General features: G+C 39.8%; 25 protein-coding genes. All 25 read left to right on the top strand.

The window, feature by feature from the left end; translation table 11 throughout:
- Positions 1–380 precede the first annotated feature (380 nt).
- Entirely contained in the window at positions 381–617 is a 237-nt protein-coding gene (locus tag ACGLXV_RS17895; protein WP_391559698.1) for a hypothetical protein, read from the top strand.
- Between the two features lie 172 nt (positions 618–789).
- Positions 790–975 carry a hypothetical protein gene (locus ACGLXV_RS17900; protein WP_391559699.1) on the top strand — a complete coding sequence of 62 codons (186 nt, stop codon included), beginning with the start codon at positions 790–792 and terminating at the stop codon, positions 973–975.
- Between the two features lie 310 nt (positions 976–1,285).
- The gene (locus ACGLXV_RS17905) at positions 1,286–1,492 is read left to right on the top strand and encodes a hypothetical protein (protein WP_391559700.1); all 207 of its coding nucleotides are present in this window, start codon (positions 1,286–1,288) and stop codon (positions 1,490–1,492) included.
- The gene (locus tag ACGLXV_RS17910; RefSeq protein ID WP_391559701.1) at positions 1,489–1,698 is read left to right on the top strand and encodes a hypothetical protein; all 210 of its coding nucleotides are present in this window, start codon (positions 1,489–1,491) and stop codon (positions 1,696–1,698) included. The genes ACGLXV_RS17905 and ACGLXV_RS17910 overlap by 4 nt, the downstream gene beginning before the upstream one ends.
- 12 nt (positions 1,699–1,710) lie before the next feature.
- The gene (locus tag ACGLXV_RS17915; protein WP_391559702.1) at positions 1,711–1,917 is read left to right on the top strand and encodes a hypothetical protein; all 207 of its coding nucleotides are present in this window, start codon (positions 1,711–1,713) and stop codon (positions 1,915–1,917) included.
- 1 nt (position 1,918) lies between these two features.
- Positions 1,919–2,332 carry a hypothetical protein gene (locus ACGLXV_RS17920; protein ID WP_391559703.1) on the top strand — a complete coding sequence of 138 codons (414 nt, stop codon included), beginning with the start codon at positions 1,919–1,921 and terminating at the stop codon, positions 2,330–2,332.
- Positions 2,329–2,580 carry a hypothetical protein gene (locus ACGLXV_RS17925; RefSeq protein WP_391559704.1) on the top strand — a complete coding sequence of 84 codons (252 nt, stop codon included), beginning with the start codon at positions 2,329–2,331 and terminating at the stop codon, positions 2,578–2,580. Before ACGLXV_RS17920 ends, ACGLXV_RS17925 begins: the two co-directional genes overlap by 4 nt.
- Positions 2,577–2,888, top strand: coding sequence for a hypothetical protein (locus ACGLXV_RS17930; protein WP_391559705.1), 312 nt, complete (start codon positions 2,577–2,579; stop codon positions 2,886–2,888). The genes ACGLXV_RS17925 and ACGLXV_RS17930 overlap by 4 nt, the downstream gene beginning before the upstream one ends.
- Positions 2,885–3,100 carry a hypothetical protein gene (locus ACGLXV_RS17935; RefSeq protein ID WP_391559706.1) on the top strand — a complete coding sequence of 72 codons (216 nt, stop codon included), beginning with the start codon at positions 2,885–2,887 and terminating at the stop codon, positions 3,098–3,100. Before ACGLXV_RS17930 ends, ACGLXV_RS17935 begins: the two co-directional genes overlap by 4 nt.
- A gap of 94 nt (positions 3,101–3,194) precedes the next feature.
- Positions 3,195–3,974, top strand: coding sequence for a PhoH family protein (locus tag ACGLXV_RS17940; protein WP_391559707.1), 780 nt, complete (start codon positions 3,195–3,197; stop codon positions 3,972–3,974).
- Between the two features lie 5 nt (positions 3,975–3,979).
- Positions 3,980–4,714 (top strand): hypothetical protein, encoded by a 735-nt coding sequence (locus ACGLXV_RS17945; RefSeq protein ID WP_391559708.1) that lies wholly within the window; start codon positions 3,980–3,982, stop codon positions 4,712–4,714.
- The gene (locus ACGLXV_RS17950) at positions 4,711–5,466 is read left to right on the top strand and encodes a Clp protease/crotonase-like domain-containing protein (protein WP_391559709.1); all 756 of its coding nucleotides are present in this window, start codon (positions 4,711–4,713) and stop codon (positions 5,464–5,466) included. The genes ACGLXV_RS17945 and ACGLXV_RS17950 overlap by 4 nt, the downstream gene beginning before the upstream one ends.
- Before the next feature lie 65 nt (positions 5,467–5,531).
- Positions 5,532–5,753 (top strand): hypothetical protein, encoded by a 222-nt coding sequence (locus tag ACGLXV_RS17955; RefSeq protein WP_391559710.1) that lies wholly within the window; start codon positions 5,532–5,534, stop codon positions 5,751–5,753.
- A 1-nt stretch (position 5,754) separates the two neighbouring features.
- A complete protein-coding gene (locus ACGLXV_RS17960; RefSeq protein WP_391559711.1) occupies positions 5,755–6,027 on the top strand; it encodes a hypothetical protein in 273 nt (90 codons plus the stop codon).
- Positions 6,028–6,037: 10 nt separating this feature from the next.
- Complete coding sequence (locus tag ACGLXV_RS17965; protein ID WP_391559712.1) at positions 6,038–6,187, top strand: hypothetical protein; 150 nt, start codon at positions 6,038–6,040, stop codon at positions 6,185–6,187.
- The gene (locus ACGLXV_RS17970) at positions 6,180–6,368 is read left to right on the top strand and encodes a hypothetical protein (RefSeq protein WP_391559713.1); all 189 of its coding nucleotides are present in this window, start codon (positions 6,180–6,182) and stop codon (positions 6,366–6,368) included. The genes ACGLXV_RS17965 and ACGLXV_RS17970 overlap by 8 nt, the downstream gene beginning before the upstream one ends.
- Complete coding sequence (locus tag ACGLXV_RS17975) at positions 6,356–6,514, top strand: hypothetical protein (protein WP_391559714.1); 159 nt, start codon at positions 6,356–6,358, stop codon at positions 6,512–6,514. The genes ACGLXV_RS17970 and ACGLXV_RS17975 overlap by 13 nt, the downstream gene beginning before the upstream one ends.
- Positions 6,511–6,792 carry a hypothetical protein gene (locus ACGLXV_RS17980; protein WP_391559715.1) on the top strand — a complete coding sequence of 94 codons (282 nt, stop codon included), beginning with the start codon at positions 6,511–6,513 and terminating at the stop codon, positions 6,790–6,792. Before ACGLXV_RS17975 ends, ACGLXV_RS17980 begins: the two co-directional genes overlap by 4 nt.
- 10 nt (positions 6,793–6,802) lie before the next feature.
- Positions 6,803–7,711, top strand: a complete 909-nt coding sequence (locus ACGLXV_RS17985; protein WP_391559716.1) for a hypothetical protein — start codon at positions 6,803–6,805, stop codon at positions 7,709–7,711.
- Positions 7,701–8,105: a deaminase gene (locus tag ACGLXV_RS17990; protein WP_391559717.1), complete on the top strand. Its 405-nt coding sequence runs from the start codon at positions 7,701–7,703 to the stop codon at positions 8,103–8,105. The genes ACGLXV_RS17985 and ACGLXV_RS17990 overlap by 11 nt, the downstream gene beginning before the upstream one ends.
- Positions 8,106–8,116: 11 nt before the next feature.
- Positions 8,117–8,542, top strand: coding sequence for a DUF7390 domain-containing protein (locus ACGLXV_RS17995; protein ID WP_391559718.1), 426 nt, complete (start codon positions 8,117–8,119; stop codon positions 8,540–8,542).
- A gap of 4 nt (positions 8,543–8,546) precedes the next feature.
- A complete protein-coding gene (locus tag ACGLXV_RS18000; RefSeq protein ID WP_391559719.1) occupies positions 8,547–8,735 on the top strand; it encodes a hypothetical protein in 189 nt (62 codons plus the stop codon).
- Positions 8,736–8,791: 56 nt separating this feature from the next.
- Positions 8,792–8,992, top strand: a complete 201-nt coding sequence (locus ACGLXV_RS18005; RefSeq protein WP_391559720.1) for a hypothetical protein — start codon at positions 8,792–8,794, stop codon at positions 8,990–8,992.
- Positions 8,993–9,111: 119 nt separating this feature from the next.
- Positions 9,112–9,501, top strand: coding sequence for a hypothetical protein (locus ACGLXV_RS18010; RefSeq protein WP_391559721.1), 390 nt, complete (start codon positions 9,112–9,114; stop codon positions 9,499–9,501).
- Between the two features lie 17 nt (positions 9,502–9,518).
- A partial coding sequence (locus ACGLXV_RS18015) for a hypothetical protein (RefSeq protein ID WP_391559722.1) occupies positions 9,519–9,734 on the top strand: 216 nt, incomplete at its 3' end.

The following is a 9,734-nucleotide window of genomic DNA, read 5'->3' on the forward strand; positions in this document are numbered from 1 at the left end:
TATACAGAATTATAGAAGTAGAGCAAGAGATTTATTTAACTCTTTAATTTTACTACCTATTCATCTTATACTAACATGGATTTTCAAATAAAGCAAGTCCTTTCGTCTGTTTTTTGATCTATCTCAACAAAACAATCCTCTATTCCAACAGAATCTAACCAGCATGAAATCTTTTGAATTCACGCTTGCTTTCCTAAAGCTTAGGTGCTAAGATTCTTACATCAAATCAGAAACGCAAAGGAGAGAAGAAATGAAAGTTTATATTCTGTGCTCAGGTTCGGGACACTATCAAGGCGTATTCAGACTTAGAGTGGAAGCTGAGAGCTATGCCGAATCCCAAGAAATGCTAGACTGGCAAATCCATACGGAGGTTTTGTAGTATGCCTGTTTTATACAAAGTGTGCTACAAACAATACATAGAGTCTGAGCTTTCATTGAAACTCATACTAAGGACTGGGCTTGACTATGAAAGAGCTTATCAGATTGCAAAGCCAATCGCTGATGCCCTTTGTCTTAAGGACTGTTCGAGAAGCAAAGAAGACGGCAGGCTTTACGGCTGGTTGACGGTCATGCCAACAGATAACGATGAGTACGTTACTATTGAGGAGCACAAATGACCCACACATTTCGAGACTGCGACATAGACGAAATCTTCGTCACAACAGAGCCTAAGAACACTCTGCTCCACATCACATATCTGGGACCAACAGAGGAGACATTTTATACTAGGGCTGATATAGTGGCGATGTTGGATATTATTGATGGGAAGGAAGAGGGAGTGTTGAGGAAATGAATAAATATAGAATCGTAGAGATCCGTAAAGATGGGTATTACAAATTCTACCGAGTGCAAGAAAGATATCTGTTGTTCTTTTGGATTGAGATTGGCCGAGCATTCGACACAATCCCTCAAGCTGAGTCTTGGCTAAAAGATGAGAAAGTTAGGCAGGTAACAACAGTGGTGCATGAAGAATGACCTACATCTTCCTGTGGATCATCTGCGGAGTATCGGCATTTTACCTACTCAAAAACTACATCACCTCCAACCTGAGCCGCTTACCCTCTCCGCCAGAGAACATCGCTCAGGCTATGAGAAATGCCGCTAAAAGAGACGATTCGATTGATGAAATCTACAATGCTCCGGACAATGTTATCTGTAGCCTGTTCTGGACGATACTTTTGGTGGAGAGCTTGTTGATCTGGCCCGTAAATTTGTGTATCCTTGTTTGGTGGCAATTATTCGATAAACAAGACTTTTCAGATTTTAGGAATTAAGGGGAAACAAAATGGGACACTACCAGTGGGAAGTACCTAAACTTTACACAGACGCCTCTGATTGGCAGAATATATCCACACTAATGACGGCTTTGCCTGCACATATTGCAAACGCAATTCACGTTCAAGTTAATCTTTCAGGAGATTACCAGTTAGACGTACTCAGTGTTTACTGGTGTGAAGAAACTGGAACCTTGCATGTGGATGTGGCTAAATGAAACGAACAATCATGTATCGCTACGATTCTTGGACAGAAGGTTGTGGATGTTGTTCAAACAGCGAGTCTGTTTATGAAGTATGGGAAGACGGCATAAGTGTCTCAGAAGGTAACTGGTGCGAGCTTGCAGAGAATGAAGAAGGCCTTCGACGTATTCTTAAACATCTAGAACCGTTTGATGTTAATCCTAACAGTTGGTGGTTCTAACCGGAGGTTTTGATGATCAAAGTATGCTGCTCAAACGGTAAACCTTACGACAGCCTAACAGAAGCTGAGCGTATTGGCGGCTGTGGAAATGACCATTGTGTAGGCCCAATCGAAGTAGAAGAATTTGATCTTCTATTGACAGGACTTGGAACATTTGATTCAGAAGAATGCATTAGTGCTGAAGAGTTTGGTAAATTAATTTTTAAGAAAGGAGAATGATGTGACAACAAAACAGGAATACCAAAACATTCTGACTGAAGTTAACGCAATAGGGCAGTCTGTAATTACTCTAGATAGCAACCTTACCACAATTGACAATAGTGACCTTGTGACGGATGATGTAGCTAACATCCTTATGTCGATCACAGACATCCAAAATTGGGCAAATGCTGCTATCGAACAAGCCATTCAGGAGGAACAGAATGCAGTTATGAATAATTTCCTTGCTGAGCTTAAAGTTGTGTTTGATAGATATGCGGCTAAGATTGAGATAGGCTCAGATACTACAGGATATGGAGAAGCCTATGGAACTGGTGAGACAGCTGTTGGTATTAAACTGACAGCTACCTTTGAAGGAACAACTGCTACGAAAGAGATTAATAAGTCTGTTATTATCGGGAGTGATCTAGTTTGAAACCACAGGAGATTGAAAAACTCAAGCAGTTGGACATTCAAGGCGTGAACGGAACTGTTCAAAGTGTCTTAATGAATCCGAACATCAACCAAGCATCCTATCCAGAAGTGTTGTATTATTTGTTGAGCAAGGTGCTAGAGGAGAAGGGATATCTTGAGAGGGTGAATAATAGAATGACAAACACATTGCTTGCGAACAAGTTGATTAGAGAGCTTAATGAATGTCTTGAATTGGAGGAGAAATTGTGAGAAATCTTAAGCTGGTTTATGAAAGTTTGACACCACTAACTGCAAGTGGGACTTACCAACAAATTATGGTGAGAATTAATGGAGAAGAGAAAATTTACCACGTCGTAAGTGAACGTGTAGTAATGAGTAGTATGGATACTGGTTGGTGGGGTAGCAGTTATCCAATATACATTTATGAACTAATGGAGTTTCAGCAGGTGAAGATGCCAACCAAAGAGGAACTTGCGGCGGAAGAATCCGTAGCTAAAGCTAAGGAAGCATTGAAGGCTGCTGAGAATGCTTTGAAAGTTGTTAAGGAGAAGAAATGAACACAAAAGATGAAACTCTTGTAATGGATGATGTTATGTGTTATTCAACAATGTCTGGAGAATTGCCGAAGATGGTTAAAGAGGGTATTCCGAAGTCTTTTGTGGCATGGACAGACTATGTGACGTTACAGAGGAAATATGAGAAGGTGCTGGAGAGGTTGAATTGGAAAGAGAGTATTGGTCCAGAAAATCCTGTGTATGTTGTGAAATAAAGCTTGCAAATTGGTTGGGAATGTGAGATTGTGTGGGTGTGGTGAAGAGTAAAGAAAAGGTTGTGAAAATTATTAATTGAAAAGGAAATACTAAATGGGAAGTCGCGAGAAAGCTATCTTGTCTCTGGTTGATGGTGAGGAAGTATTCAGCACACGTAAGAAAACTCGTGCTGATAAGAAGCCGTCTCAATCAAATCGTGCAGATGAGTGTTATGGAGTTCGTTCATTTGTCCCTACAATCTGGCAGAAGGAGGCGCTTGATGTAATTGAGTCTCATGATATAACATTTGTGGACTCAGTAGCCGGTACAGGTAAAACGACGATGGCTTTGTATTACGCGTGTAAAGAATACCTTGCAGATGTGAATAAACAGATTGTGTTTGTTCGAACTCCTGCCGAAGTTGGCCCTGATCGGATTGGTTTTCTTCCGGGTTCAGCAAAGACAGATTCTGAGAACAAGCTTGGTCCTCACTTTGAGTCTACTAAAGCTTTGTTGCAAGACTTCATTGGTAAAAACAAGATGGATGCAGATGAGGGTAAACGCATTCACTTCTCAATTCCAAATTTCGAATTAGGGAAGACCAGAGAGAACACAGTATATATTTTGGATGAATGTCAACTTTTGCAACCACTTATTCTGAAGTTGTTGTTGGAACGTATCGGACATGGAACTAAAACAATTGTTCTTGGTTCTAGTGGTCAGCTTTACACAACTGATCGTGGACGTAATGGCTTGCGGGATGCCTACGCTCGATTTTTTACAGAGGATATGGAGAAAAAGTACGAGCGTATTGGTCATTACAAATTTCCACTAGATGCTATTCAACGTGCTGACGTGGTTCGTGATGTTATTGAGGCTTATGAGAATGAGTAGAATTTATGGTCGCTAAGTTAAAATTGGAAGGAAAGGTATTCAATAGATTAACAGTTCTGAGGTTTGCAGGGACTCGCCGGACAAGTGGGAAGGGTACTTCAATTAGAACTTGGGAGTGTATTTGTGAGTGCGGTAATAAACTTGAAGTTGACACAAGAGCATTAACTTCAGGAAATACTGGAAGTTGTGGTTGTTACAAACTTGATGTGACGACTAGACATGGTATGCACCAAGAGCGTATTTATCAGACTTGGGGAGATATGAAAATTAGGTGTGATAATCCTAAACACAAGTCATATCATCGTTATGGAGGTAGGGGAATCTCATATCAAAGTTCTTGGGCAGATTTCGAGGAATTTTTAAACGATATGCTAGCGGGTTATTCTGAAAACCTAACCTTAGAGCGGATTGACCCTAATGGTGACTATACAAAAGAGAATTGTAGGTGGGCCACAAAAGCAGAACAATCTAGGAATAAGGGAAGGGACACTAGAAACAAAACAGGAGTAACTGGGGTAAGAACTTGGCTAGACAAAAAGACTTCGATAGTCTACTATGTAGCTGACGCAAAGGCACCTGATGGTACTAGAATGTCAAAACACTTTTCAACGGCAAAATACGGGGAAGAGGGAGCTTTCAATCTGGCTGTGAATAAGCGTAAAGAGTTTATTGAGACATTAAATAACCAAGGCGCCGGTTACGGTGAATTTCACGGAACAGATAAAGAGGAAAATGTATGAAACACGAAGAACTAATGCTGTTACCACAGAAGTCCCGTATCTCCTCTAGTCACAATGGTGGTATGACCCACGTTATTCGGATTCATGAAGATATCACTGAACCATCAAACTTTAGTGATGAATTGGATTTGATTAATGGGGCATCTGAGCAAGATACCGTAGTATTGGATCTATGCACAGCAGGGGGCGACCTTTATACTGCAATGCTCTTTGTTCGAAGCTTGAATAGTTGCGCTGCACATACAGTTGGTATTATTGGTCCTGAAGTAGCCTCTGCTGGTTCGATTATTGGACTTTCGTGTAGGGAATGGATCTTGGATGACACTTCTAGCCTAATGATCCATACAAGCTCTTATGGAATAATGGCTAAAGATACAGATATTTTTGAACATGCAAACTTCAGCCGTCAGCAACTTAAACGACTTTATGAAAATGTTTATAAAGGCTTCTTGTCGGATGATGAACTTTCTGATGTAATCAAAGGTACACCGTTCTACTTTGATGCCGAGCATATTGCAGATCGTCTGGATGCCTTGCAAGAGTATCGTAAAAGCCTTCCTTGTCCTTGTGGTGATGAAAATTGTGGCAAAGCGCCTGTTGACGAAAACGAAGAAGACTTCGAAGATATGCCCACTCTTGAAAGTATTATCGAAGCCGCTGTAGAAGCTGGAGTCAAGAAAGCCCTTGCTGCTAGGGATGCCAAGGAAAAGAAAGCTCAAAAGGTTGTAAAATCAGTCGAAAAGACTGAATAAAAGACTAGACAGATATACGTGGGAGGGGTAAGATACTCCCACAAACCAAACAAAGGAGAGAACAAATGGATCGGTTAACATATTTAGAGGAACACCACCAACTAACAGAAAGCATTATTGGTTTAGTATCAATCCAAACTGATATCGAAGGTGTAAAGAAAGTTTTGGATATTTGGCGTCCTAAGCTTCATGAGGTAATTGTCAAACGAACAAAACAAGTCTGCATTGATCAGAATGTTCCTTGGGATGATATTAAATCATTATTCAGCTTCGCAGAGGAGAACTAAAATGAAACTCAAACATCAATTGTCAGCCCGTAAATATCAACGTATTGCTCAAGATCCACAGGCAGAGATTGCTGTAGTTCATTATCGCGATTCAAAAGATTTCTATAAGATTCACGAGGCTAAACAAGCATTCTTGGTTGGTGATAAACTTTATGCTTGTGTCTACACAAAGAATGGTAAAGATGTTACACACGTTCGTTGGGATGTTAGTGAAGGTACTCCACGCAAAGATGCTGTGACGTATCATACACTTGGGCTTATTAATATTTTCTGAGGTTATTATTTTGAATCAATTTGTAGAATATGCTGAAGATGTAGAAAGTGTTGAGAACACAAGTATTGGTAATTGGATTGATCATGATCAAGTTGGAGCTAGTCACGCGCTGGGAGAAGATGTAATTTCAGCTATTGAAGAGGTGTTGGGGTATGAGTGATTTTAAAGATAAAGTTTTACAGCTTCTACTAGAACAATCTAAAATAGAGCAGTATGTAAATCCTCATTTGTTGTCAGCTATTCTTTCTGGTCTTTATGATTGTGGTGCTTTGGATAACTACCCCGATCAACAGGAATTAAATAAACTTGAAAGATACATCTCTGATATGTGGAGTTGGTGATGACTGATTATGACCGTTGGTTAGATGAAGACTTAGATAATTATTACGCAGACATTGAAGATATTGAAATACTGTGGACAGATGAACCTGTAATAGAACCAAACACTGACTACGATAACTATGACGGCTGGGATGATATACAATGACTGAGAAGAAAGCTAAAGAATTGAAAATCACAACAGTTGACTATAAAACTTACACTGACTACGAGTTCACCCCTCCGGGATTGTGGATGATACAGAATGCCATCGGAGACTATATTTTCATAAGCACAAGTAGTAGACAGGAAGCTCAAGACTGGGTAGACACTAACTACCCACCTAGAGGGAAATATAAAGTCACCGCAACAAAAATGATAAGTACAAAACCTAAAAGTGAAAGTGGAAATTTGTCCTGTACTGGAACTGCAACGAGGAAGAAGTAGGGGAGAAGTGGTGGCAAAATTTATAGATTTATCCGGAGGCACTTACGGTCATTTGACAGTAATCGAAAGACTTCCCAATAGAGTAACACCAAAAGGACAAACAACAGTAGTCTGGAAGTGCCAGTGTGTTTGTGGGAAAATTACAGAGGTTGGCAGTCAAAACTTGAGAATTAATCCTAATATCTCTTGTGGCTGCAAGAATATTCAGCGACCACTTGCACGAGATGAAATCAAAGTAGGAGAAGTATACTCAAGATTGACGATTACCAAGGGTGAACATATTATTGGAAATTATCGGTGTGTTGTCGCCTCTTGTTCCTGTGGGGTAGTAGATTTTATTACTAGGGTTGATAGCATTATAGGAGGAAATACCCAGAGCTGTGGGTGTCTTCAAAGGGAGGCAGCATCTTCAACTAATAAAACTCATGGGGAGTCTAAAACTACGTTATATAAGAACTATCATGCAATGTTGGCAAGGTGCTATGATTCAAATGCTTTGATTTATGAGAATTATGGGGCTAGAGGTGTTACTGTCTGTGATAGATGGCTTGGGGTAGATGGATTCTTAAATTTCAAAGAGGATATGGGAGTAAAACCTAAAGGTTTCTCAATTGAGAGAAAGGATGTAAATGGCAACTATACACCAGAGAATTGTGTATGGGCTTCTGGTAGCATCCAGATGTTCAATAGGCGTAAATTAAAACTTAACACTAGTGGTCGGACAGGTGTATACTGGTATGAGTCTAGAAATCGTTGGGTTGCTAAGTTGATGAAAGATGGTAAAGAAAAGTGGATCGGTCAGTTCATAAACTTTGAAGATGCTTGTGAGGCCATAGAGAAAGCAGAAGTGGAGCTATTTGGATTTTCAAGGACCAAATATTGCTTTCCTACAGGTAAGGAGAGTCGGAATGAAAGATAAACACATCCAAGCATATATGGAGTGTGCGGAAGCTTTTGCTAGATGCTCAGTTTCCACCAGACTCTCTGTTGGCTCCGTAATTGTTAAGAACAACAGGATCATTTCTTGTGGTTATAATGCTTTACCGGAATTTCTGCATGGTCCTTTGGAGGATGAGTTTGGTAAAACCCTACCAGAGACGCGGCATGCAGAAAAATCTGCCCTCATGGGCCTGACTAAAAGTAATGAGAGCGCTATTGGTTCGGTTTTATTCTGTACTCATGCCTGCTGTAAATTTTGTGCTATTGATATCATTGACAGCGGAGTCACTACCGTCTACTATCGTAATGAATACCGTAGCACAGAAGGACTAGAATATCTTCGTGCAAATAATGTAGAAGTAATTAAAATCTAAAGGAGAACAAAATGCACAGTAAATCTTCGAAGTGGGATTCTGAAGAAATCCTCGACACTAAAAAATTACAACTCTTCTCGCTTGACGAATTCATGCATGCCCTCAAATACCAACGTATTAATTGGGCTAATGGGCATGTCACATATGAAAGTGGTAATCGTAAGAATCGTGGGCGTGAGGTATTGTCATTCAAGAAATGTGTAGAACTTTACAATGGGAACTCCATTAAGTGTGTATTTGGTAAACCACCAAGTAAACTTAGCCTATGGAGCTTTGATGACTATACAGTTGCTAAGGCTAAAGCAGCACGACCACTGCGTAGTATCAAGCTTCAATATTGCAAAAAGACCCATCAAATCCTTGTACAAGATCACCGGGTGCAGTTTGTGATTGAGAGTTACTCAAAATTATTCCTCAATAACAAGTATCTTGGGTGATTCCGTGGACAGAGCTATAGTATATCTATTCATTGACGGAAGCTGGATGTACGGGGTTGAGTTCAATCCTAAGTTTCATGCAGAGAAAGGGAAATACACTGAAGTAGTATTTGCTCGTGGTTGGTCGTCATCTGAAATTGATGAGTGCCTGAAAGACTACTATGAAGAGAATTTTGAAAATTTGTTTGAATAATTCTAGCCCTTGGTCTTGATTGATCGAGGGCTTTCTTGTAAACTTAGGAAACCAAAATGAGAAAGTTTGAAGGATTATCTGATTTCTTCAGGAACGCTACAGATGAAGAGAAAAGAGAAGTTTATTTGGAAGTAATGCAAAAGGCTAACGAAGAACAACTTAAAATTATTGAGAAAGCAAAGGAGCTAAAAGAAATTGAACAAAGTACAACTAGAAAAGAATCTCAATCTGCTGATGAAAGATTTGCAGAAATGTGATAAGCGGTGTAAACGTATTTCTAAGGCATGCGGACTTGAAGACAACGGGTTGATAGAATACGCTGTACAACAAACTAAAGAAGTATTGGACTATATCGAAAGCTTGAAAGGAGAAGAAAATGATTAAAGGAAAACGTAACCAACTTGCAAACGTAGGAAACAAGTTTCAGACAACAGCTAAGAAAGTATTGTGCTGCTGTTCTGCTGGACTCTTGCGGTCCCCAAGCCTAGCCAACGTTTTGCACAAAGAATTTGGCTTTAATACTCGTGCGGTGGGATGTGACAAGGAATACGCCCTGATTCCAATCTCTCAAGCACTGATCTGGTGGGCAGACGAAATCGTATTTGTAAACAAAGAAAACTTTGATAGCCTGGATCAAGAGGAGAAAGATGAAATTTCTGATGTTGGTGTTAAGGTTATTATTCTAAATGTAGAAGATGATTTTAACTGGAATGATCCAAGTCTAAATAAAACACTAATGTTGTCCTACACTAATAGAGCTTTCTAGCTCAAGGTAGGAGGAAAATGAAATCTTCTGTATTAAGTATTCTTGTCTTTACAAGCTTTCTCACAGGCTGTACAATCAATCCTGTAAAAGAACACAGCAATGTAATAGTTGGTCCCGGAACATTCTACGCTAAATGGCAGAAATCTGTTCTAGATGAATGTTCTGATAAAGCTGCTGAAGTGGTATTGGGGCTAGTTGCTGAGAAATACAAGGAAGGAATCCTTCTTACGGAA

Source organism: Robertmurraya sp., from assembly GCF_036676585.1.
Classification (GTDB): domain Bacteria; phylum Bacillota; class Bacilli; order Bacillales; family Cytobacillaceae; genus Robertmurraya_A.

Excerpts from the sequence above, each read along its gene's own strand:
- ACGLXV_RS17940 (WP_391559707.1), top strand. The coding sequence starts at position 3,195 with ATGGGAAGTCGCGAGAAAGCTATCTTGTCTCTGGTTGATGGTGAGGAA.
- ACGLXV_RS17950 (WP_391559709.1), top strand. The coding sequence starts at position 4,711 with ATGAAACACGAAGAACTAATGCTGTTACCACAGAAGTCCCGTATCTCC.
- ACGLXV_RS17905 (WP_391559700.1), top strand. The coding sequence starts at position 1,286 with ATGGGACACTACCAGTGGGAAGTACCTAAACTTTACACAGACGCCTCT.
- ACGLXV_RS17935 (WP_391559706.1), top strand. The coding sequence starts at position 2,885 with ATGAACACAAAAGATGAAACTCTTGTAATGGATGATGTTATGTGTTAT.
- ACGLXV_RS17955 (WP_391559710.1), top strand. The coding sequence starts at position 5,532 with ATGGATCGGTTAACATATTTAGAGGAACACCACCAACTAACAGAAAGC.
- ACGLXV_RS17895 (WP_391559698.1), top strand. The coding sequence starts at position 381 with ATGCCTGTTTTATACAAAGTGTGCTACAAACAATACATAGAGTCTGAG.
- ACGLXV_RS17980 (WP_391559715.1), top strand. The coding sequence starts at position 6,511 with ATGACTGAGAAGAAAGCTAAAGAATTGAAAATCACAACAGTTGACTAT.
- ACGLXV_RS17915 (WP_391559702.1), top strand. The coding sequence starts at position 1,711 with ATGATCAAAGTATGCTGCTCAAACGGTAAACCTTACGACAGCCTAACA.
- ACGLXV_RS18005 (WP_391559720.1), top strand. The coding sequence starts at position 8,792 with ATGAGAAAGTTTGAAGGATTATCTGATTTCTTCAGGAACGCTACAGAT.
- ACGLXV_RS17970 (WP_391559713.1), top strand. The coding sequence starts at position 6,180 with ATGAGTGATTTTAAAGATAAAGTTTTACAGCTTCTACTAGAACAATCT.
- ACGLXV_RS17945 (WP_391559708.1), top strand. The coding sequence starts at position 3,980 with ATGGTCGCTAAGTTAAAATTGGAAGGAAAGGTATTCAATAGATTAACA.
- ACGLXV_RS17910 (WP_391559701.1), top strand. The coding sequence starts at position 1,489 with ATGAAACGAACAATCATGTATCGCTACGATTCTTGGACAGAAGGTTGT.
- ACGLXV_RS17960 (WP_391559711.1), top strand. The coding sequence starts at position 5,755 with ATGAAACTCAAACATCAATTGTCAGCCCGTAAATATCAACGTATTGCT.
- ACGLXV_RS17995 (WP_391559718.1), top strand. The coding sequence starts at position 8,117 with ATGCACAGTAAATCTTCGAAGTGGGATTCTGAAGAAATCCTCGACACT.
- ACGLXV_RS18010 (WP_391559721.1), top strand. The coding sequence starts at position 9,112 with ATGATTAAAGGAAAACGTAACCAACTTGCAAACGTAGGAAACAAGTTT.
- ACGLXV_RS17900 (WP_391559699.1), top strand. The coding sequence starts at position 790 with ATGAATAAATATAGAATCGTAGAGATCCGTAAAGATGGGTATTACAAA.
- ACGLXV_RS17990 (WP_391559717.1), top strand. The coding sequence starts at position 7,701 with ATGAAAGATAAACACATCCAAGCATATATGGAGTGTGCGGAAGCTTTT.